Origin of the sequence: Paenibacillus chitinolyticus NBRC 15660, assembly GCF_000739915.1 — a bacterium.
In the GTDB taxonomy this organism is placed as follows: Bacteria; Bacillota; Bacilli; order Paenibacillales; family NBRC-103111; genus Paenibacillus_F; species Paenibacillus_F chitinolyticus.
In genome coordinates this window covers 266,069-287,055 of record NZ_BBJT01000004.1, presented here as the reverse complement: position 1 = coordinate 287,055, position 20,987 = coordinate 266,069, and the positions used below count along the sequence as shown (strand labels likewise).

At 52.8% G+C, this 20,987-nt stretch carries 19 protein-coding genes; 4 read left to right on the top strand and 15 right to left on the bottom strand.

Translation table 11 applies throughout. The annotated features are described in order from the left end of the window. Positions 1-162 precede the first annotated feature (162 nt). From PCH01S_RS11290 to thpR, 10 genes are all read right to left on the bottom strand, one after another. A complete protein-coding gene (locus tag PCH01S_RS11290; RefSeq protein ID WP_042229322.1) occupies positions 163-948 on the bottom strand; it encodes a C40 family peptidase in 786 nt (261 codons plus the stop codon). 36 nt (positions 949-984) lie between these two features. Beyond that, a complete protein-coding gene (locus PCH01S_RS11285; protein ID WP_042229320.1) occupies positions 985-1,509 on the bottom strand; it encodes a C40 family peptidase in 525 nt (174 codons plus the stop codon). Between the two features lie 220 nt (positions 1,510-1,729). Then, complete coding sequence (locus PCH01S_RS11280; RefSeq protein ID WP_042229318.1) at positions 1,730-3,079, bottom strand: YheC/YheD family endospore coat-associated protein; 1,350 nt, start codon at positions 3,077-3,079, stop codon at positions 1,730-1,732. An 83-nt stretch (positions 3,080-3,162) separates the two neighbouring features. Next, positions 3,163-3,348, bottom strand: coding sequence for a CLC_0170 family protein (locus PCH01S_RS11275; RefSeq protein WP_042229316.1), 186 nt, complete (start codon positions 3,346-3,348; stop codon positions 3,163-3,165). 24 nt (positions 3,349-3,372) lie between these two features. Further along, the gene (locus tag PCH01S_RS11270; RefSeq protein ID WP_042229314.1) at positions 3,373-4,605 is read right to left on the bottom strand and encodes a Ger(x)C family spore germination protein; all 1,233 of its coding nucleotides are present in this window, start codon (positions 4,603-4,605) and stop codon (positions 3,373-3,375) included. Next, on the bottom strand, positions 4,586-5,692 hold the full coding sequence (locus PCH01S_RS11265) for a GerAB/ArcD/ProY family transporter (RefSeq protein ID WP_042229937.1): 1,107 nt from the start codon (positions 5,690-5,692) through the stop codon (positions 4,586-4,588). The genes PCH01S_RS11270 and PCH01S_RS11265 overlap by 20 nt, the downstream gene beginning before the upstream one ends. Then, positions 5,685-7,349 (bottom strand): spore germination protein, encoded by a 1,665-nt coding sequence (locus tag PCH01S_RS11260; protein ID WP_053228699.1) that lies wholly within the window; start codon positions 7,347-7,349, stop codon positions 5,685-5,687. Before PCH01S_RS11260 ends, PCH01S_RS11265 begins: the two co-directional genes overlap by 8 nt. A 188-nt stretch (positions 7,350-7,537) precedes the next feature. Next, positions 7,538-8,686 carry a hypothetical protein gene (locus PCH01S_RS11255; protein ID WP_241688810.1) on the bottom strand — a complete coding sequence of 383 codons (1,149 nt, stop codon included), beginning with the start codon at positions 8,684-8,686 and terminating at the stop codon, positions 7,538-7,540. Positions 8,687-9,009: 323 nt separating this feature from the next. After that, on the bottom strand, positions 9,010-10,107 hold the full coding sequence (locus tag PCH01S_RS11250) for a nitric oxide synthase oxygenase (RefSeq protein ID WP_042229311.1): 1,098 nt from the start codon (positions 10,105-10,107) through the stop codon (positions 9,010-9,012). A gap of 278 nt (positions 10,108-10,385) precedes the next feature. Next, positions 10,386-10,958 carry an RNA 2',3'-cyclic phosphodiesterase gene (gene thpR, locus PCH01S_RS11245; protein WP_042229933.1) on the bottom strand — a complete coding sequence of 191 codons (573 nt, stop codon included), beginning with the start codon at positions 10,956-10,958 and terminating at the stop codon, positions 10,386-10,388. A 139-nt stretch (positions 10,959-11,097) separates the two neighbouring features. Here thpR and serC point away from each other — a divergent pair, with 139 nt between their 5' ends. Next, positions 11,098-12,186 carry a 3-phosphoserine/phosphohydroxythreonine transaminase gene (serC, locus tag PCH01S_RS11240; RefSeq protein WP_042229309.1) on the top strand — a complete coding sequence of 363 codons (1,089 nt, stop codon included), beginning with the start codon at positions 11,098-11,100 and terminating at the stop codon, positions 12,184-12,186. Positions 12,187-12,463: 277 nt separating this feature from the next. On the opposite strand, the gene PCH01S_RS11235 is transcribed toward serC, so the two are convergent. Next, on the bottom strand, positions 12,464-13,177 hold the full coding sequence (locus tag PCH01S_RS11235) for a response regulator transcription factor (RefSeq protein ID WP_009676211.1): 714 nt from the start codon (positions 13,175-13,177) through the stop codon (positions 12,464-12,466). Between the two features lie 141 nt (positions 13,178-13,318). Here PCH01S_RS11235 and trmL point away from each other — a divergent pair, with 141 nt between their 5' ends. Next, complete coding sequence (gene trmL / locus PCH01S_RS11230; protein WP_042229308.1) at positions 13,319-13,783, top strand: tRNA (uridine(34)/cytosine(34)/5-carboxymethylaminomethyluridine(34)-2'-O)-methyltransferase TrmL; 465 nt, start codon at positions 13,319-13,321, stop codon at positions 13,781-13,783. Between the two features lie 174 nt (positions 13,784-13,957). Here the strand turns inward: trmL and PCH01S_RS11225 are convergent, their stop codons facing one another. After that, on the bottom strand, positions 13,958-14,320 hold the full coding sequence (locus PCH01S_RS11225; RefSeq protein ID WP_042229307.1) for a hypothetical protein: 363 nt from the start codon (positions 14,318-14,320) through the stop codon (positions 13,958-13,960). Positions 14,321-15,005: 685 nt separating this feature from the next. Between PCH01S_RS11225 and PCH01S_RS11215 the strand changes: the two genes are divergently transcribed. Both PCH01S_RS11215 and PCH01S_RS11210 read left to right on the top strand, forming a co-directional pair. Continuing rightward, positions 15,006-15,263 carry an AbrB/MazE/SpoVT family DNA-binding domain-containing protein gene (locus PCH01S_RS11215; protein ID WP_170318711.1) on the top strand — a complete coding sequence of 86 codons (258 nt, stop codon included), beginning with the start codon at positions 15,006-15,008 and terminating at the stop codon, positions 15,261-15,263. Between the two features lie 174 nt (positions 15,264-15,437). Further along, on the top strand, positions 15,438-15,854 hold the full coding sequence (locus tag PCH01S_RS11210; RefSeq protein ID WP_042229304.1) for a DUF2500 domain-containing protein: 417 nt from the start codon (positions 15,438-15,440) through the stop codon (positions 15,852-15,854). A gap of 59 nt (positions 15,855-15,913) precedes the next feature. Here the strand turns inward: PCH01S_RS11210 and PCH01S_RS11205 are convergent, their stop codons facing one another. From PCH01S_RS11205 to PCH01S_RS11195, 3 genes are all read right to left on the bottom strand, one after another. Beyond that, positions 15,914-16,930: a serine hydrolase domain-containing protein gene (locus PCH01S_RS11205; RefSeq protein ID WP_042229302.1), complete on the bottom strand. Its 1,017-nt coding sequence runs from the start codon at positions 16,928-16,930 to the stop codon at positions 15,914-15,916. A 355-nt stretch (positions 16,931-17,285) separates the two neighbouring features. Then, positions 17,286-18,917 carry a response regulator gene (locus tag PCH01S_RS11200; protein ID WP_042229301.1) on the bottom strand — a complete coding sequence of 544 codons (1,632 nt, stop codon included), beginning with the start codon at positions 18,915-18,917 and terminating at the stop codon, positions 17,286-17,288. Continuing rightward, positions 18,914-20,878, bottom strand: a complete 1,965-nt coding sequence (locus PCH01S_RS11195; RefSeq protein WP_042229299.1) for a cache domain-containing sensor histidine kinase — start codon at positions 20,876-20,878, stop codon at positions 18,914-18,916. The genes PCH01S_RS11200 and PCH01S_RS11195 overlap by 4 nt, the downstream gene beginning before the upstream one ends. Between the last annotated feature and the right edge of the window lie 109 nt (positions 20,879-20,987).

The window sequence follows — 20,987 nt, the reverse complement described above, 5'->3', positions numbered from 1 at the left end:
GCGGTTTGTGAGTTGTAAACGGGGTGCGCGGCGCCTATCCTTCCCCGGCCGGGGAACGGTCCGGAGCCTTTTGTCATACAATGAATGTACGAGTAGGGATTGGAATTCCGTATACGCAAATAAACCGGGAGGCAAGCTCCCGGTTTTGAAGGCCATAACGCATTATTTGAGAATGCGGGCCGATGCGACGTAGTGATTTTTCTGCCAAGTGTTGTTGAGATCGCCGATGACGACGTCATCCTTTGGATTCACGTTGTGGATGAATTTGTTGTTGCCGATGTAGATGCCCACGTGACCGATTTTGTTGACGGTGTCTTTGTTGCCCGCTGTAGCCGTCGTGGAGAAGAAGACGAGATCGCCTTTGCGCAGCTCGCTCTTGCTGACAGGTGTGCCCAGCTTGTACTGAGCTCTTGCGCCCCAAGGCAGATGGATGCCTTCTTTGTTAAACACATACTTCGTGAACGAAGAGCAGTCGAAGATAAGGTTCTTCGTGTCGTTCTTGGCGTAAGCGTATTGCACTTTACCCTGAAGAGACTTGGCGAACGAAAGAATGCTGTCCGCCTGCTTGCTCCAGGTTGCGCTGCTGGAACCGGAAGTTCCCGGTTTAGAAGGAGCCGGAGCCGGAGCCGGAGCCGGAGCCGTAGAAGTTCCGCCGCCGACCGCCTTTAAGTGCAAGGTGGAAATATAGCCGGTTTGACCGTTATAGTTCACCTTGACGTAATACTTGTTTGTATTTTCGAGCACAGTCAATTTGGTGCCTTTAGGCACGGTTCCATAAATTTTTCCTTGGCTGGAATAAGGAAGTTGTTTCAGATATGGATTGCCTGTGGTAATAATAGTAGATGATGTTGTTATTGCGGGTGCCGTCGCTGCAAAGGCGGCACCGGCGCTAAGACTGCTTCCTGCAAGAAGACTTAGTCCCAGCACAAGCTTGGCTATTTTTTTCATAGAAAGAATCCTCCGCTAGTAAAAAGATTGTGTGAGTTATTTGATGACTCTTACTGCGGTCACGTAATGGTTGTCCCACCAGCCGGAACCCATGTTGCTGTATGTGACGCCCCCTTTTCCAAAGGTGTGCAGGACTTTATTATTGCCGGCATAAATCCCGACGTGACCAATGCGGTTAACGGAGCTTGCGGAATATTTCATTGTTTTGGTCGTGGAGAAGAAAACGAGATCTCCCGGTTGAAGCTCGCTGCGTTTGATCTTGACTCCGTTTTTGGACTGATCGCGTGCGCCGCGGGCAAGTTTGATGCCGTTTTGCTGATATACATATTGAACGAAAGAAGAGCAGTCGAAGGAGCTCGTGTTGCCTGTCTTGGCTCCGAATTTGTAAGGTCTGCCGAGGTATTTGTTACCCAGTGTGATGATCTTATCGGCTTTCGCTTTGAAAGCGGAAGAAGAAACGGCGGCGTGCGATTGCTGAGGAAGAGCAGTAAGTCCTCCCGAGAGGGCAATTGCGGCGCTCAGACTTGCGATGATGAGTTTCTTTCCTAGTTGTTTTTTCAATGTCTTGTACCTCCATCTCGTGATGTGTCTCAGTATAGCACACACAAAGATGGGGTTAATTGGATAAAAAAGCGCAAACCCAGACCTCGTCTGGGTTTGCGCCGTTTAATTAGAAAACTATTAGAAATAGCCCGAAAGGAACTACTAGGCGGATGAGAAGCTTTTCATTCTGTTTTCTCTCCGCTATCCTCTGTTTATCTCGGGTTTTCTTGCGCTTACATTAATGATTCGCCAAATACTTGGAATAGCGGATGACCCTGCGGACGGACGGCCTGATTTTATTGCCCCCGTCCAGCGGGGTATTGTCGTTCTTTGACGGCTTCGAATTGATCTCCAGCAGCCACACCCGCCCGCCGGTATCGACAGCCAGATCGACCCCGAGCTCGCCGAACAGGGCGGGGATATGAGTCTGGATACCTTCCGCTACGGCAAGGGCCGCTTTACGGATCTGCGTCGAGATCTTCTTGTGGTCTGCCGCCGACAGAGAGGTTTGGGCGAGTGCCTCCTTGACCGTGCTGAGCGATCCGCCGCGGGCCAGGTTGGAGACGAAGTGATTGGCCCCCGCAATCCGGGCGACGACGGAGGTAATCGCCCATTCTCCCTGCTGGTCCTTCTGGACGAGGGCGCGGAAATCGACGGGGCGGCCGCCGACCTGCACGAGCTGAAGACCCTGCTGGATCTGGTAGCGGCTCGTTTTCAGCTTCCCGGCCTGGGCGTTGAACAACTGCAGCAGACTCGGGTACACTTTGCGGCTCGTGCCGTTCAGCGTAGGGATTTCACAACTGTACGCCCCCCCTTCCAGCACGGAGACGCGCAGGATGCCTTTGCCGAGGCTTCCCAGTACGGGCTTGAGGAAGACAGTGTCGTACTTCTTGCACATAGACTGCAGCATGGCATAATTTTTGAAGAGATACGACTCGGGAAGAAAGCTTTTGCACGCCGCATCATCTTTTAAAGCCTGAAAAACTTCCGTTTTGTTCAAATATTTCTCGTTAAACACTTTGGCGCCGTAGCTTGCTTTGGCGTCCCGGAAAAATTGCTGGACCTTCGGCCGGTTTTCCAGAATTCGCGAGGTGAGCCGGTTATAAATAACGGAAGGCATCGGGAAAGTTCCTTTTTTCCAGTCTCCGGAGGTATAGTGCCAGCCGGTTATTTGCGGGCTTCCCGGCTTTATGCCGTCAACGGAGAAGAAAAACACGCGGGCTCCCTGCTCTTTGCTCGCTTCGTCCAGCTCTTTGCAAAAAGTCGTGATCCCCCCGAACAGGTTGGGGGAGGAGGGCTGAAGCGTTTTGACGAGTACGCCGATCAGCGGGTTGGAGCGGCCTGCATTCGCATGGATCTGTGCCTCAAGAAGTTCTTCTTCGGTCAGCCCGTCGATACGGCCGGTCTCTGCGGAACGGCGCTGCGGGTTTTCGGCGGCATCCAGGATGGGCAGTGTTGCTTCCTCGGGTCCCGTTGAGCCGCCGGGGGGCGGGGTTTTGCTCCCGGAGGATCGCGGATCCACCCGGAGCAGTCCCGCCGGAAGTGGTGAAGCTTGCCGCCTTTTGCGGGACGGAACCTGTTTGGCCATATATAATCCCCTTCTCCAAACGAATCTCCTGCAAGCATTTTATTAGAAGGGGAGGATTGGTGTGCCTGTACGATGCCGCGGATTTACCAGACGGAATACTGGAGAAAATAATGAACGGCCAGCGACAGGAGGCCAAGCGCCAACTGCACGATCCCCAGCCACAGTGTGAACGTCTTTTCCTTGTGCCAGCCGCTTACGGCATAAATCCGCTTGTCGACCCAGAGGAGCATCAGTCCCGATACCGCAAAAAAACCTCCGAGATAATGCAAAAAGTTTAGGATGAAAACCGCCTCCTATCTGAACTGCATGCCGGTCCGGTTGATACGGACCGTGGTCTGAACCTCGACGGGGAGAACGGCATAATGGGTTTCCCATTTTTCTTTCGAACCGATGCGGGCGGACCAGTAGGCGTGCTCTTTCGCCCGGATGTGCTCCCCGAAGCCGAAGACATCCGATTTCATCCGCTGTGTTTTTCGGATAAAGTTTAGAATGATTTTGTTCGCTTCTTTGCTTATCGTTTCTTCGATTTTGGAGATGGCCTTTTCGTCGATTACGCTGTCTTCAAAGTACTTCTCTTGCAGATCCTGCTCCAGATAGATCTTCACTTTGAAACGGGGAGAACCGTTCTTCATCTCCAGATCAATCCTCGATTTTCTTAGTGTAGTCGTTGCCATAACCGGACCTATCCCGGGCACATCCACAAGCGGGGAATAGCCGGCCGGATTCATCTCTTTTACGGCCATAAAGGCTCCGATTTCCAGAGGTTCGGAAGTTCCTACCATTTTATTGTTGCGGAAAAGCGCCATGCCTCCGATCAGGATGTTCTCGTTCCGGCGGATATCGACATAAGGAAGATAACCTTCCTGCCCCTGCTTGGACTGGGTGCTCCAGAACGATCCGATATAATCGCGGGGGAACTTGCCGAGTTGGACCGATTTATCGAGCATGGCGAGGACATAGAGCGTCGGGACTCTTTCCAGGGGAGGGGCCACGTTAAGGAAGCGGGCGGCCTCTCCTTTGGAAATAAGGAGCCATGTTCTTCTGCGCACCTCGGAATCGCGGCGGAAATAATCGTTGATGTGTTCGAGGGTGTCGTAGGCAACCTCTTCGCTAACGATTATCACCCGCAGATGGATCAGAAATTTGGGGTCGGCAATCTGCTGCTGCAGATTGTTCAGGGCGTCGTTGACTGTATGACCGAACACGGAAACGACCCAGACCGGCTTGGTCGTGTCTTGTCCGCCGCTGCCTCCTCCGCCTTCGCCGGGGCCGAGCGGAATGCGGCCGGGCACGGCAATAGAAGCGGTCACGCGGATCATTTTGTCGGCAGGGATCGGGTTGGGCTCCAAATGATTAACCTGGTCTTTGCTCTGCATATTGGCCGGATTCTCCGCCCGGTCTATGGCCATGCCGAGAATGAGGGCCCGGTCTTCGATCTCCTGCCGATCCCAGCATCCGGCAAGGAGCAAAGACAACAGCGGTACGGTCAGCAGAAGAAGCGGCAGCCTAGCCCTTATCGGGTGCATGGGCGACGCCTCCTTTGCCGCGTATACCCGCTACCACCAGCAGAGCAGACGGAATGATGATCATGGCGATCAGTCCCCAAGGGAGGATATGAGTACTCAGCCTGTACAACTGGATCACATTCTGCGGCATCATGGCCGCCAGAAACATAAACGGCATCAGGAAGGTCGCCAGCATACGGTGATCTTTGAGCCCTAATTTTTCTTTTATAATGAGAAGAATCAGGTAGTATCCGCTCAGAAGAGAATTAAAGACCGAAATAATCCATGTGACAAGGAATAGGGCGTCCATTCTCTCCAGAAATTCTCCGGGAATGATCGTCGCTCGTCCAAGCTCCAGAGTGGGCCAGACGAGCCGTTTGATTTCCTCCGCTCCGAAAACGCCGACCGTGGTGATTACGATCACCAGATACAGCCCTCCGGAAATCGCCGTTCCGGTTAACCCGACCTTGAGCGCTTTCTGCGGGTTTCTCATGCGCGGTACGATAAAAGTGTAGATCACCACGTTCCGGAACAGGGTGGTGATGCCCAGAGAGCCGACCCAGAACGTGAAGTCCGGATTTGTCGTGAAGGGCTGCAAATTCAGCAGTTCCACTTCACTGAACGAGAGTATCATCATAAACACGACGGGACCTACCACGAAGGGAGTATAGAAAGCGTGGATCAGCGTAAACGAGTAAATATCCTTCCGCGCGGATATCACAACGAGCAGAAGCATCATAAACAGGATTACTTCAAGCGGTGTGCGCCGGAGAACGAAAGTTCCGGTTACTTCACTGAATTCCCGGAAAGAAAAGGCCGTCGCGACGAGATAGAACAGCGCGATGACAAATAACAGCACGCCGGACGCCCATTTGCCGAGTATCAGCTTGCTGTAAGCTACGGGAGACAGATCCGGAAACCGCATCCCGAGCAAGGACCAGAGCATGACAAGCAGGGCGCCCAGCAGGATGCCCCCGACCGTTACGAGCGGCGCGGCCGATTCGCCTGCGGTAACGGCCAGTCTCGGCAGGGGAAGCACGCCGACTCCGGCTATTGTGCCGATGAGAATGCACATAGCCTGCCAGTTCGTTAAACGCTGGTCATTCATCCGGCGCACCCCCTTGGTCAGGGACTTCGGGAACCTTGTCCCAGGAGTAGGACGGAGACCGGTAATACCGGTCAGTATGCTTGCGTCTTTTAGTCCGAAGCGATTTTAGATGCTTCGGCCTGTCGCTCATCCACCAAATCGGTCCGCGCAGCAGCGTATCTTTCCATTCCTGCGCGTTAAAAGGAGTGATCGGGGTCATATAGGGAACGCCGAACGAGCGGATACTGAGCAGATGATTGGTAATAAGAATCATCCCGAACATGATGCCATACAGACCGAAGGAGCCGGCAAGCATGATAAGCGGAAAACGGAGCATCCGCAGAGCAATGGCGGCGTTGTAAGCCGGCGTAGCGAAAGAACCGACGGTGGTCATGGCGATGATGACGACCGTAATAGGGCTGGAGAAACCGGCGGACACGGCCGCCTGGCCGATGACCAGAACGCCCACGATGGAAAGCGCCCCGCCGATAAGTTGGGGCAGGCGGATGGTGGCCTCGCGCAGCACCTCCATGGAGATTTCCATCAGGAGGACTTCGATCATGGCCGGGTAAGGAACCCCCGCTCTGGAGCCGGCTACCGCCACGGCAAAGTCCGTCGGGATGACTTCCGGATTAAAGGAAATTACCGCCACGTAAAGCGAGGGGAACACCAGGGAAAAAAGCAGCGCAATCAGCCGGATGAACCGGATCATACTGCCGATCAGGAACCGCTCCGTGTAATCGTCTACAGTCTGGTAAAACTGGCTGAACACAGTCGGCGCGATAAGCGCAAAGGGGGAACCGTCGACCATAATGACGAACTTGCCTTCCACAAGCGCGGCGACGGTCTTGTCGGGGCGCTCCGTATTCTGAATCTGCGGAAAGGGCGAGAGCGGATGATCTTCGATGAACTGCTCGATATACCCGGCATCCAGGATGGAATCCGTATCGATGGCGGACAGGCGCTTCTTGGCTTCATGGACCAGTGCCGGATGGGTAATTCCCTGAATGTAGCAGAGCGCCACCTTCGACTTCGTCACACGCCCGATGTGCATGGTATGTACCCGGAAATCAGGGGTTTGCAGCCGATAGCGGATCAGGGCGAGATTGGTCTGTAAATGCTCGATGAAACCTTCCCGGGGACCGCGGATCACCTGCTCGGTCTGCGGCTGCTCAATCGAGCGTTTTTCGATCTTCCGTGTATCCGCCAGGAAGGCCGCCGCGATTCCGTCCACCAGCAGCACGGTTACTCCCATGGTCAATTCGTCGATGATCCGGTCAGGGGCTTTTTCCTCCGTGATCTGGCTCACCTGAACGACCTTCTCCGTCAAGTAGGAGGCCAGCGATTCGGCATCGACAATCAAATCTTCCTGCTCCGTATGAGTCATAAGCGGCTTAATCAAATAAGAACGGATCATCTCCTGGTCTACAAAAGAGGAGAAGAACACAAGAGCGGCGGAAGTCCCTTCGAACAATTGAAAACGGCGAACGGTCAAATCATCGTTGTACTGAAGAACATCCTGAAGAAGCTTCAGATTTTCCTCGATTCCCGTGGAAAGCTGCTTGCCGCTCAAAATATCTTCTATATAAAGGCTCGGTACCACTATCCGCGGCTCGGGCATGGGGCTGCCGGATAACGGGCCGCCGGTTTTGCGGTTTTTCATCCAGTTCCACATCATCGGTCTCCTCCTTTCTTGAGCGGGTTAAGGGACTGGACGTTCGTTCCTCAACTAGGAAAAATCACTTGTATATGGGGCTTAATATTGATCATTCCAGCCGCTTTCATTCATAGGGAGGCGGATAAGCAGGTCAATAAAATAAGAAAAAAGCGGAAATTTTCCGCTTTTTCTTCGTTAATCTTTATGATTTACTGGGCAACAAAGTCCAGGGATAAAGGCAAGTTGTTTGAAGGTTGAACGATAGTATGAAGCGTATAAGTCGGCGTATCGTTAATGACAATGCCATTCCCCTTATCTACATGGCGATTAGTTACTGTACTTATTTTATAAGTGATAAATGCGCCGCTGGTTCTGCTGCCATACAAGGTATACACATTCGGAAGGCCGCTGGAATTGGTAATGTTAATGCGGTACGTATAATCCGTACACCAGTAAGCGCCCCTGATCTTACCGTTGAAGGATGCGGGGGCTTGATCTTGCGGGTTTCCGTCGACATTCCATCTGGACAGGAGAATATCTTGTTCATTCGTATACCCGCCATCGTCGCTTTGCGTAATAAATTTGGCAGGTGCGGCGCTCGTTAGGGTAAGATTGATATCCGCAGTTCTTCCCGAGTATTGCAGCAAACCCCGATAATCGTCCTTTGTTTTGGCATTGTAGTTGGTCGAGGCAATGGTGGCCGTATTTGCGTAGGCGGCTAAATTCGTCGTTCCCGTATTTGTTGATAGATCTGAAATTTTCACATCGGCGTCGCTGCCCGTAGTCACATCCACTGCTCTGAAATCCGCGATATGTACAATCGCTTTCTGACTTGAAATTCCTCCCGCCGCGGAGTATTCATAAGCGTATCCTTGACCCGGTGCAATAGTTGCCAGATAAGTTCCGCCGGTATTTTTGCTCATAAAGCAAGTAGTGGCCGTAGAAGCCGCTTTCGTAACATCCCCGCCTGCATTGGAATCTCCATAACCATCCTTTATTAAGTACAATTTAACGGAGTTCGTGGCAGACGGATTTTTGACGTACAGAAAGAATTGGATGTTTCCGGTCGTCATATTTCTGTGGGAGGACCAAAATCTAAACGTACCATTCATAGTGTCCCGGTATAACGTCTTGTTTACTTGATGATCGTAGATGGATTCCGGCGCATTTGAAACGAATACGGGATGCCCCGTTTTGGAAAAAATAACATCTCCGGAGGTATAAGATTCTTTGGCTGATGGAGTTGGAAAAGGTGTTTCCGTACCTATGGTGTAAGCGGCAAAGGCGTTACTAGGTACTAATAAAATGGCACAAATCATCATTAATAAACGGGCCGTGTTCATCAAGCGTTTTCTCATCCCATACACTCCTAACCGTGTCGGTTTATTTGGCATGCTTATGTAGATAAAAGTTTGTCATGTAACCTGTGGCATCTTTTTAATCGACTAAACGAACCTCCTTCCTTTTGAATGAATTTCATACATCCGTATCTTAATTTGAAAATATTTCCAATACAACTCAATGAATGGTTAAAGTCATTGAATTACTAAAAATTGTCATTGTTTTGCTGTGGATACCCTAGGCCAAGCCAAGCAAAAAAAAGCCTGTGCATGAAGCGCAGGCTTTTTTCGTAAAGGGACTCGATAGGTTGCCGGAAGCGGCGGTTTCAAATAAATTGGAGTTATTTCTCGTAAGGCTTGTCCTGGTGATAGAAGTTCGGGGTTTTCCAGGTGTTCTCATACTTGCTGTGAAAAAGATGCGTAGTCGCCGGGGATACCGGAGGAATGAGCCACGTCCAGTCTCCCGTTATTTCCCTTCCCGCCTGGGCTTCCTGCTGCTCGAACAGTTGAAACTGCTGGGCTGCCGTATGATGATCGACAATGGATACGCCGGAGTTGCGGTAGGAATGATAGACGGCGGCATTCAGTTCGATCAATGCGCGGTCTTTCCAGAAGGTCGCGTTCGAACCGGTATCCAGCCCCATGAGGGAAGCCGTCCGCGGAAGCAGGTTGTATCTTTGTTCGTCAGCCAGATTGCGGGCTCCGATTTCGGTTTCCATGTACCAGCCGTTAAAAGGGGCGGCGGGATAAGAAATGCCGCCGATTTCAAGCCGCATGTCGGCGATAATGGGTACGGCGTACCATTTCAACTGCAATTCCTCGAAACCCGGCAGCTCGGGGTGACGAAGGGGAACCTCCAGCACGAGGTCGCGGGGAAGCTCGAACCACCGGGGAGCATCGTCGCCGATCTGGATGACCAGCGGCAGCAAATCGAAGTGCGTGCCTTCGCCTTTCCAGCCCAGCTCCCGGCAAATCTGTGTGAAAGGGATGGAATTCGGATCGCCGACCGGTCCGTTCTCCGTCTCGTAACCGGCGTAACGGATGAGCTGATGGTTCCAGATGCGTACGGGACAATTGCCGTCCTTCCCGGCGGGAGGGAGAACGGTGATGGCCGGACGGATTTTTCCGTCATTTGTGGCAAAACGGATATGCGTAAGCAGAGCGTCGCGAACTTCTTCGAAGGTACCGATATGACGGCCGTCAAATACACTCAGCGTGTTCCAGAACAAACGGCCGATGCAGCGGTTGCTGTTGCGCCAGGCTAATTTGGCGCCGTACTCCAGTTCTTCGGGCCTATGTACATAAGTGCCGGTTTCTTCGATTTGGGCGTAAACGTCGAGCCACCGCTCTTCGGCTTCCCGTTCGCTGCGGCCCCATTCGCTGTAACAGGTATAGAGGAAGGCGCGGGCTTTGTCCGCAATGTCGTTAGTTGAGTTCATTCGAATGCCTCCTTGGTTCAAGGATCGGCACGGGGGTAGTCCGTTAGTCCTTGCTATGTAATGAGCGTAACATAAATTCGAAGGCACAAAATCGACAGTTTTGGGAACGCGCGCCGCCTTGTCAGGATGTCTCCCGGCGGCGATTTTCAAACGGGACGGAAGGGAGCGGGACTGCTGCGCATGGGCGAAGCGGGCGACGGAGCCGGACCGCGATGTCGAGCGCGTGGGCGCTCAGCCGCGGCAAAAAGGCCGCCGTAACGTCCCCGGCGGCGCTTCCTTCACCCGCGCAGAGCAAACGCTCCTGCGCGTTCATACATCGGTGACCGGCCCATATGGGTCCGGTACACCACGATTTCTTCCGCCGTCCAGGAGGCGGAAGGAGGCTCACCCGGCGCGTCCAGCCGTTCACGCGCCCATTTGCGCCCGCCCGTATAGCGGCGGGCGAGCGTGATGTGGGGCCGGTAAGGCCGGTCCTCCGGCTCGAAGCCGAGGGACGAGCAGGCCGCCTCCACATCACGCTGGAGCCTGTGCAGGGCGTCCAGATCGCCCTGCACACCGGCCCAGAGGATGCGCGGGGCATCCTCCGGGCCGAAGGTTCCCGCTCCCGCCGCGGTAAGCTCCAGCGGAGAATGAGCCTCTGCCGTTTGTTCGAGCAGAGGGGAGAGGGCGGGCAGGGTAGACCGGGACGTGTCGCCGATAAACTTCAGCGTGATATGGAAGTCCTCGGGATGAACCCATTTGTGGAAGGGGGTTCCCGATTCTCTCAGCCTGCCGGTCCAGCCGCTCAGGTTCTCCCTGACGGGTCCGGACAGCGGAACGGCGATGAACAGGCGTTCTAACGCGTCGGTCATGTCGAATCTGCTCCTTTTGTGTAAGCTTCTTTTAATTTTGGCGGAAAGGCCCGTATCCATGCAATTTTTTCTTGCTGGTACTGGCGAATACTGCTATCATAGCGATAAATCAAATGAAGCAGAGGGTGTGGAGAGAAAAATGGGAAACCGTGCTTACAATTTTAACGCCGGTCCGGCGGCTCTGCCGTTGGAAGTGCTGGAACAGGCGCAGAAGGAATTTGTCGACTTCCGCGGCATCGGCATGTCGATTATGGAAATTTCGCACCGCAGCGCAGAGTACGAAGCGGTGAACAACGAAACGCAAAACCTGCTTAAAGAACTGTTCAGCATTCCGGACGGCTACAAAGTGCTTTTCCTCCAAGGCGGAGCAAGCACACAATTCACCATGATTCCCATGAATTTTCTGCAAGCCGGACAAACCGCAGCCTATGTTCAAAGCGGCGCGTGGGCGGACAAAGCGATCAAGGAAGCGAAACTTTTCGGGGAAACCGCCGTTGTGGCGAGCTCGAAAGATCAGAAGTTCATGCGTATGCCGGACCTCGGTGCGCTTAACCTGTCCGATCAGACGGCTTATCTGCATGTCACGTCGAACGAAACCATCGAAGGCTCGCAGGTTCAAAGCTACCCGGACACCGGCAGCATTCCGCTCATCGCGGATATGTCCAGCGATATTCTCAGCCGTCCGGTCGACGTCTCGAAGTTCGGCCTGATTTACGCAGGCGCTCAGAAGAACCTGGGACCTTCGGGTGTAACGGTCGTTATTTTGCGGGAAGACATGCTGGAGCGCGCGAATGCGAACCTTCCGACCATGTTCCGCTACGACACCCACGTGAAGAACGATTCGCTTTACAACACACCGCCTTCTTATTCGGTGTACATGATCAATCTGGTGCTGCACTGGATCAAACGCCAAGGCGGACTTGCCGCACTGGAGAAGATCAACCGGGACAAAACCGATCTGATTTACAACGCCATTGACGCCAGCGGCGGCTTCTATCAAGGCTGTGTCGATGCGGACAGCCGTTCCAGAATGAACATTACGTTCCGTCTGCAATCGGAAGAGCTGGAAAAGCTTTTCGTCAAGGAGTCCCAGGCGAACGGATTTGTCGGTCTGAAAGGGCACCGCAGCGTCGGCGGACTGAGAGCCTCGACTTACAACGCGGTTCCTTACGAGTCGTGTCAAGCGCTCGCCCAGTTTATGAACGATTTCAGCAAGCGCAACGGATAAACCTCCGGTATACGGTACCGGACAGGCATCTTTTTTATTCGGATCGGAAAAACGGGGCCCTTCACAGGGTCCCGTTTTTGGTGTGTGAATGAGGACTTCGAGGGAGGCTGCGGCCTATCCCCGATGTCCGAAAGTCATACGTGCTCTATCCCGGACAGTGCACGAAGTATTAACACAAGCTGTATAACCATAAAAAAAGGTACGGCGAATGATTTCGCCCTACCTTTTTAAAACTCTCTTATAAAACTCTCGTGCATGCTTGTATTCCGGGCGGCCCTCAGGCAAAACTCTCTTTAATGGCGGGCTCAGTCAATTTGTAGCCGACGTTGCGGATGGTCATGATATATTCGGGTGTCCGGGCGTTGGCCTCGATTTTATCTCTGAGATGAGAGATGTGGACATCGACGATCCGGGTATCGCCGAGGAAGTGGTAGTCCCAGACGCCGTGCAGCAACTGCTGGCGGCTCAGTACTTTGCCTCTGTGCTTGCAAAGGAACACAAGCAGCTCGAATTCTTTGGGGGTCAGATCAACCGGCTTGCCCGCACAGGTCACCTCGCGCTGATCGGGACGGATGCTGAGCTGGCCGATCGTGATCGGAGCTTCTTCGCCCGAGGCCGGGAGGGTCTGAATGCGGCGGATGATCGCCTGAATGCGGGAAATCAGCTCTTGCGGACTGAAAGGCTTGGTCATATAATCGTCGGCACCGTTATCCAGCCCCGCGATTTTATCCGATAAATCCTGCATGGCGGTGAGCATAATGATGGGAACGAGATTGTTTTGACTGCGCAGCTTGCGGCAGACCTGCAGGCCGTCCATTTTGGGCAGCATCAGGTCGAGAACGATAATGTCGGGACGAAACTGGCCGATGACGTCGAATACGGCTTCACCGTCATACACGCACTGGACTTCGAAGCCTACGAGCTTCAGATTGAACTCGATGAGCATGGAGATCGAAGGTTCGTCGTCTACGACTAGCACTTTTTTCTTCATGAATCGGTCTCCTTTGGGTTCGGTTATTAGCTCTATTATCGCTCCTATGTATCACGGTCATATTAAGAACACGTAAAACGAGTGTTAAAATTGCGGAGCGGAAAGTGGTATACTAGTTGAGGAAAGAGGTGAACGTGCAGCATGGCTTTTCACATCGTATTGGTTGAACCCGAAATTCCCGCGAATACGGGAAATATTTCCCGGACCTGCGCAGCGACGGGGACTTACCTGCATCTGGTGCGGCCGCTCGGATTTTCAACGGACGACAAAACACTGAAACGGGCGGGGCTCGACTACTGGCATTCCGTCAAACTCGAATATCACGATTCTTTTGATGAGGTCAAAGAGAAATATGCCGGAAGCCGGTTCTTTTTTGCCACCACGAAAACCGATAAGCGGTATACGGATTTCGAGTTCCGCGACGGAGATTTTTTCGTGTTCGGCCGAGAAACGAAAGGGCTACCGCCTGAAATTCTGGAGGCCCACCCCGGGCAGACCATGAGAATGCCGATGTCGGATGCGGTCCGCTCGCTGAACTTGTCGAATTCGGCGGCCATCATCCTGTTCGAAGCGCTCCGCCAGAATGATTTTCCGGGACTCCGGTAAGCAGGACAAAAAACCTTAAGGAGAAGGGAACCAGCCCTCTTCTTAGGGTCCTCCTGTATACACCCAAACTCAAAAAGTCTTCTTGACATAGATTGTGGCAAGCATCCCTTTTACCTGAACGGTCTTCGATTTTCGAAGATCGTTTTTTCTTAGGCTAAAAGTCGAGGAACCGTCTTATATAAGACGGTTCTCCAGGGATTCGATTGCCAGTTTAAGTGCAGTTAAGCGATGCGTATTTAAAGTTTTTTGGGAACTGCCTTCCTTTGCTTTTGCTATCTGTTGTTCGACAGATGGAATGATACTTTGTAGAACTTCTTTAGAAGTCAATATGATTTCTGCGTCATAGGAAAAATCTTCGCCGTTCCAAATGCCTTTGAGGCTTTCTAGACCAATTTTTACAGCGTTTTGTCTCTTTTGGACGAGGGTTGTGTTTGAACCTTTTTCTGTCATACTTTTATAAGCATTTGTAAGTTTGTTAAAAGTCGACTCCAAGGATTTAACGGACAAATCTTGGATTTCTTGGCTAACAGTCTTCATTCATACAAACCTCACATTCTTTTTTTAGTAAGATTATACTATGGATTTAGGAAGGCATGAACAGAACCTACGGAATGATGGTGTTCGTCACTTTCAGAGAGCGGGCCGAACGGAAACTAGCTTCCCTAGTTTTTTCCTCTTCTACACTTGTCTGTTATATTTAGTTGTAATGTATGTTATGTTTATGGAAGATGGCAGGAACTAAGCTTTATCCAATTTCGCCGGTTTCAACGCTTCCCTCTCTTTGACAAATGATTTGATGGGGCAGATGCCTCACCGTGATACTTAAAAGGCCGGATGGTGCCGCGGGATAAACGCGGGATCTCCTTACAGGCGGACGTGGGCCGGAAGGTTCATTTCGGATTCGGGAAAAACCGGAGAGCCCGGGATTCGTTATGGGATTGTATGAGCCTAAAGCAGCAGTGCGATATTCGCGGAAAGGGAGTCCGGGCGATTTTCCGGGAAAATTTTCTAGGCGTATAGGCATATTTGGGCTAGTTTGCGCGCCGGACAAGGGTTCTTTTGCTCTGGTGCTTTGGAATCTTGTAATCTTTTCCGTTTTGTATCCCTAAATAAAAAGAATATAACGAAGTTAGAAGGAATTAGCAGAAATTTGGCGAATAAAAATTGGGTAAAGTTTGTAAAGCCGATTATACTTCGGTGAAATGAGGTGAGTGGCACAATGATGAAACCAGCTGGAGTTGTCCGTAAAGTGGATCAGCTTGGACGTATCGTATTACCTAAGTCGCTGCGTAAAAGATATCAAATGAACGAAGGCGATCCGGTCGAAATTTTAGTACAAGGGGACCATATCATCCTAGAGAGATACCGCCCGAAATGCGTGTTCTGCGGTGAGATGGATCATGTTAACGAATTTAAAGAGCGTCACATCTGTTCCAATTGTCTGGGTGAAATGAACGCAATGAAACAACCGAGAGTCTAGTTAGGTCTTATTTCCTATTTTTACCGAGACGATCGAACACACCAGACGAAAAAACGCCGTTTCCTTCGGGAGACGGCGTTTTTTCGTGGCTCCGCCTTTTTTAACCCCCTAAAAGCAAGGGAATATGGTAAAATCAGGATAGAGCTTTCGGCGGAATAGAGAGGAGAGAAAGCCGTGATAAACATAAACGGTATAGGGTTCGGAGACGGGCCGGGGATGTTCGGTCTTGTGTCGGCGTTGTTTCCGCTCGTTTTCATCGCCATTCTGGCGTTTATTGCATTTACCCTTGTGAAAAGCATCCTGCAGTGGAACCATAATAACAAGCAGCCGATACTGACGGTAGAAGCGCGAGTCGCCACGAAGCGTACGGCAGTGTCCCACCATCATTCGGCTTCGAACGAATCCACGCACAGTCATTCCACGGACACGTCCTACTTCGTCACGTTCGAGGTAGAGAGCGGCGACCGAATCGAGTTCCGGATAAGCGGATCGGAGTACGGCCAGCTTGTGGAAGGGGACATGGGGAAGCTGAATTTTCAGGGTACGCGGTATCTCGGTTTTGCGCGGCACCGGGTGGTCAGTTATCCGTAAGCCTTGGCGATCGAACTCCGACGAATAATTAAAGGGGCTGATTTATCAGCCCCTTTTTGTTAGATGATTTCTTTTTCGATACCGGAAATGATTTCGAAAGCTCCGCCGGATTTGTTGGAGCAAACCACGATAGACCGCTTTTCTTTGGGATAATATACAGACCTGAAGTTCACGCCCGGGTCATACCCCATTAAAATATACTTCTCTACATCCTGCTGCCGAAGCTTCATTCGCAGCCCGTATCCATAGTAAATATCGTTGGTTACATGCACATGGGGCTGCAGCAGTATTGAGGTCGTTTTTTCGCTCAATAATTCAAATGTCATTAAACTTTCCCAGAATTTCATCATATCCGTTGCCGTTACATAAGCGCCCCCGTCCGGGCCGCCTTTGGCGGGAAGCGAGAAAACATTGGTTTTCCAGCTTCCGTCTTCGTGATCGATATAGCCGGCCGCCGTACGTTCCGGCAAAGCATCCGCTTCGAAGTAACCGGAATCCTTCATATTCGCTTTGGCAAAAATAAATTGCTCCACATAGTCGCTGAAGGCGAGCCCGCTAACGTGCTCGACAACGAGCCCCAGAACGATATAACCTCCGTTGTTGTAATGAAAAACCCGGCCAGTCTCGTGCTTCATCTTTTTTTCCGCAAACAAGGGAAGGAAGTCCTGAGGACGCCGGACACGGTACATGGGATAATCCGTCCATAAGTCTTCGAAATTGTCCATGGTCTCTTCATCGAAATAGTCAGGTATTCCTGAGGTATGCGTTAACAAGTGGTGAATCGTAATTTCTTGATCGAAATTTTTAAACTCCAAAGGGAGACAATCCCGCAGCTTGGAATCGAAAGAGAGTTGACCTTTCTCCACAAGCTGGCAGATCGCAGTGGCGGTAAACAGCTTGCAGCCGGATGCTATTCCGAACCGGGTGTCTGCCCGGTTAAGGCTGCCTTCGGAGCGATTGGCATAGCCGCCGCTGAAGGCGGCGAGGATTTCTTCCTTGTTCCCCGCAAGGACTGTACCGGAAAACCCGGTGGCCTCTTTAAGAGCTTGCATAGACTCGCTGATGATTTCTTTCATGTCGCTTTCCTCCGCTCTTGCACATGGAACGGTATCTTCCCCGTGCCTCTTTGTTTCCATAAAAAAATCCCCATCGCAGCCGGACAGAACAAGAAATTCATTCTGTTTGCTAGGGTGGGGATCATTTCATATTCATGACTTTCGTTTACTTCCGCATAACGGACGAACCTTACAGGCCTTTGGTTTTATCCTCGTTGTACGAAGATGTGAAGATGGCCACGATAAACATGGTAAGCACTACAATAATGATCCAGAAAGCATGAGACATCCAAGCGCACCTCCAAGTAAACATACGTTAGCCTAATTATACCCAATCACCGTTCAAAAGAAAATGACAAAAATGTGAACAAGCCCTTCACATGATCGGTTGGTTGGCTTTCCGGTATTCGTTCGGCGAGCAGCCGGTCACTTTTTTGAACACTTTGCTGAAATATTTCTCGTCGCTGTAGCCGACCATTTCGCTGACCTGGGAGATCCGCAGGTTGGGATTCATCATGAGCAGCTTCGCTTTGTCGATGCGGATGGCGCCCAGATAGTCGGACAGATTCGTGCCGAACTCCTGTTTGAACTTGCGCGAAATGTATTCACGGGAGAGGAAAAAACGGCCGGCGATATCCTGAAGCGAAATTTCCTCGTGATAGTGCGTCTGCAAATATTTCGCAATGTCGTAGATGACGTTCTTCTCGCGGTGCTGTCTTTTGAGCAGCTTCTTCGAAAGCTGGACGAACGAATGCGTCAGCTCCTGCTGCCAGTCGGCCAGCGAGAGCGTGCCCTGTTCGTTCAGCGGAACGATGGTCTGCCCGCTCCCGGATTCCGAGCGCACCTCCGCGAGCAGCTCTTCGGGACCGTCCGGGAAGAAATCCTCGATCCATCGGCCCCGCATGGTGTCCGCTTCGCGGCGCCACTGCTCGATCTGCTCGAGCGTAATGGCGCTCAAGCTCCGCACGCCGTCGAACCACGCCTGCACGGCGGAGGAGATCTCTTCGGCGCTGCCGCTGCGGATGGCCGTCCGGATCGCCTCCTCGAAATCGCTGAAGCGCAGCCGCCGGGGCTGGAGGCCTTCGGGCCGGACAGCCTCGTGAATCCAGCCGCCGCGGCTGAGCAGATTGCGCTGGCGCAGCGCGTCGCGGGCTTCGCGGTAAGCCGCCGGGAGGCCGTCCGGGAAGGCGTGCGCTCGGCTGAGTCCGAAATCGAGCCGGCTGTGCAGGGCGGTCAGGATGCCTTCGTTGATGTCTCCGAGAAGGGCGGGGACCTTGTCCGGCTCGCCCCACACCAGGAGCAGGATCTCGTTGGAGCTCCAGTAGCGGAAGGCGGCCCCGCGGCTGCGGCGGTGCAGAAACTCGTTGCAGATGTTGATCAGCGAGAAGAAGAGCAGGTCCGTGTTGCGGCCGAATTTGTTCTTCAGCTTCCTCTCCATCGTGACCATGCTGAGGATGGCGATGCGGCACGAGCCCGTTCCCGCCGGAAGGCCCCAGTCGGCCTGCAAATCCCGGACGGCGACCGGATTCTGCGCGGGCTCGTCGAGCAGCCCGGACAACTGCCGGTCCCAGTAGACCGGCTTGATGCGGTTCATCTCGATGTTCCGCTCCACGCTCCGGGACCGTTCATGCTCTTCTTTGTTCCAACTGGCGACCGCTTTAGCCAGCGCCTCGTTGACCTGATCCGGATCGATCGGCTTCAGGATATAGTCGGTTCCGCCATATTGGATCGTATGGCGGACGAGAGAAAAATCATCGTGGCCGCTGATTACGATTGATTTGGCGGAAGGGTCATTGGTCTGCAGCCATTGGAGCAGCTCCACGCCGCCCTTTACCGGCATCATCATATCCGTAATGATGATCTGGGGCTTTTCCCGCCGGATCACCTCAATGGCTTCTTCTCCGTTTTCCGCCTCGAATATTTGCGAAATGCCGTGTTCTTCCCATTTGATCAGCATCCGCAGGGCGCTGCGGACGTGTTTCTCATCATCTACGAGTAATGCGATCATGTTGTTGTATCCTCCCCGAGCGGAATGCGCATCGTAATCCGGACGCCATGCGGGTCCGTATTTTCAAGTGTCAGCGAAGCTTGCGGATCGAAGTAAAGGCGCAGTCTCGTCCTCACGTTGCCGATCCCGATTCCACCTTCTTCGTCCATCCCGGTCTCCTCGCGCATAACGGCAAGTCCGGCTTGCAGCTCCGTCAGCTTGTCTTCCGGGATGCCGCGTCCGTTGTCTTCGACTTCCACGAAGAGGACGGGGCTTGCGGAAGTCCCGCCGGAATCGGGCGACGAGTCCGCCGCAGCGGAATCTTCGTCCGGCCGGGATTCCGGCGCGTTTCTCCGGGCGGAGGCAGCTGCGTGTCCGCTATCTGCGCCGGCCCCGTCCGGCCCCGCTTCTCCGCCCGGTTTGAGCGGAACCTCGCCGGGTCCCGTCCCGCCGCCGGGTTCGACCCGGGCACGGATGGTCAGATGACCGGGTCCGAGCTTCGGATCGAAGCCGTGCTTGAAATAATTTTCGATCAAGGGCTGAATGATCATCTTCGGAACCTCAATGCCGAGAGCGACTTCGTCCAGTTCGAAGTCCGTGCGGAATTTGCCCTCGAACCGCTCCGTCTGGAGTTCCAGATACGCTTTCACATGGCCGATTTCCATGGAGAGCGGGACGGCTTCCTGGTTCGTGTTCATGCTGTAGCGCATCATTTTCGCCAGCGAGTTGATCAGCGAGTAGATGCGCGGGACGTTATGCTGGAGAGCCAGCGTGCCGATGGACTGCAGCGCATTGTTCATGAAATGCGGGTTGATCTGCGCCTGCAGCGCCTTCAACTGATTCGTTTTATTGGCGATGTTCAGCCTGTACTCCCGCAGAATGAGGTTGTTGATCGTCTCCATCATCGTGCGGAATCGGCGGACCAGAATGCCGATTTCATCCTGCCCTTCGCCGTCTACGCGGGCCGTCAGATTACCGGCCTGGATCTGGTTGATCGTCCCGATCAGTTTTTTGATCGGAGCGGTAATCCGGATCGTTACGAACAGAGTGGCCGCAATGACGAGCAGCAGAGAAACCGCCGCGATGATGATATTGATCTGGGTCAGGCTCCGCGCCCCTTCATACAGATAGCTGTGCGGGATTTCCTTCACCAGCGTCCACTTCATGTAAGGGGTGTCCATTTTTTCGTACAAATAAACCGACTTGTTCATTTCCAGTTGTCCGCGCGTTTCCTTGGACTCCAGAATCGGGCTCGTCCAGGCGTCGGAGAGAGGCTTGCCGATCAGGGAGCCGTCTCCGGAATAAACGACCATGCCCGACTGGTCGAGCAGGTAAAGACGTTCATGCTGCTTGTTAAAAAGCTGGTCGGCAATGTCCTGAATCGCCTCCAGCTTGATATCGATCGACAAAGTCCCCAGCCATTCCGTCGTCGGGACATTGTAGATGGCCCGGTGTAATGTAATGACGGGGCGGGGGTCATAATAAGGTGGACTCTGACCCAGGCCGTAAATGGAACTCATATGCGTGGGCTCCACGACGGAAGACGGGTTGCCGGTCGTATAAGGCTCGCTGAAATTATCCGTATCGTAGCCGCGCTTCGGAATATCCCCGATGAGCAGCGTAGACCTGCGGGTTTTTGCCATATACAAATAGATCTGGTATATGCCGTCCACGGAGTGAGTCATATTTTGCAGCAGGGTATAGGTCTGGGCCTCGTTCGTGTAATCATGCACATTCCGCCGGAGCATCAGCAGGATGCCCGGATCGTTATAGAGGGAGAGCGAGTTGCGGTTCAGCGTGTCCATGTACGCTTGTACATTCGTTTTGCCCTGGTAAATCAGGTTCGCGTTCTCCTGAATCAGCTTCGTGCCGACTGAACGGGTGGTGTAGAAATACGTGACGATCATGGAGATGACGATCGGAATGACAGTTGCGGCCAGCATGAGCAGGATGAGGCGTGTACGAATGCTGCTGTTGTTCATCGGGCAGACTCCTCAGATCAATATATTCCACCTAACGGTTCACCTCGTGCGGTAGTGGGGAGCGGGTGGAGCGCCCTATACTAAATACACAACCTTCCGTAGAAAAAGG

Bases quoted from the DNA above. Each gene is read 5' to 3' on its own strand.
- PCH01S_RS11235 (WP_009676211.1), bottom strand. From the start codon at position 13,177: ATGAAGAAAAAAGTGCTAGTCGTAGACGACGAACCTTCGATCTCCATG.
- PCH01S_RS11280 (WP_042229318.1), bottom strand. From the start codon at position 3,079: ATGGCCAAACAGGTTCCGTCCCGCAAAAGGCGGCAAGCTTCACCACTT.
- thpR (WP_042229933.1), bottom strand. From the start codon at position 10,958: ATGACCGACGCGTTAGAACGCCTGTTCATCGCCGTTCCGCTGTCCGGA.
- serC (WP_042229309.1), top strand. From the start codon at position 11,098: ATGGGAAACCGTGCTTACAATTTTAACGCCGGTCCGGCGGCTCTGCCG.
- PCH01S_RS11200 (WP_042229301.1), bottom strand. From the start codon at position 18,917: ATGATCGCATTACTCGTAGATGATGAGAAACACGTCCGCAGCGCCCTG.
- PCH01S_RS11260 (WP_053228699.1), bottom strand. From the start codon at position 7,349: ATGATGTGGAACTGGATGAAAAACCGCAAAACCGGCGGCCCGTTATCC.
- PCH01S_RS11195 (WP_042229299.1), bottom strand. From the start codon at position 20,878: ATGAACAACAGCAGCATTCGTACACGCCTCATCCTGCTCATGCTGGCC.
- PCH01S_RS11205 (WP_042229302.1), bottom strand. From the start codon at position 16,930: ATGAAAGAAATCATCAGCGAGTCTATGCAAGCTCTTAAAGAGGCCACC.
- trmL (WP_042229308.1), top strand. From the start codon at position 13,319: ATGGCTTTTCACATCGTATTGGTTGAACCCGAAATTCCCGCGAATACG.
- PCH01S_RS11265 (WP_042229937.1), bottom strand. From the start codon at position 5,692: ATGAATGACCAGCGTTTAACGAACTGGCAGGCTATGTGCATTCTCATC.
- PCH01S_RS11215 (WP_170318711.1), top strand. From the start codon at position 15,006: ATGAAACCAGCTGGAGTTGTCCGTAAAGTGGATCAGCTTGGACGTATC.
- PCH01S_RS11250 (WP_042229311.1), bottom strand. From the start codon at position 10,107: ATGAACTCAACTAACGACATTGCGGACAAAGCCCGCGCCTTCCTCTAT.
- PCH01S_RS11270 (WP_042229314.1), bottom strand. From the start codon at position 4,605: ATGCACCCGATAAGGGCTAGGCTGCCGCTTCTTCTGCTGACCGTACCG.
- PCH01S_RS11255 (WP_241688810.1), bottom strand. From the start codon at position 8,686: ATGAGAAAACGCTTGATGAACACGGCCCGTTTATTAATGATGATTTGT.
- PCH01S_RS11290 (WP_042229322.1), bottom strand. From the start codon at position 948: ATGAAAAAAATAGCCAAGCTTGTGCTGGGACTAAGTCTTCTTGCAGGA.
- PCH01S_RS11225 (WP_042229307.1), bottom strand. From the start codon at position 14,320: ATGAAGACTGTTAGCCAAGAAATCCAAGATTTGTCCGTTAAATCCTTG.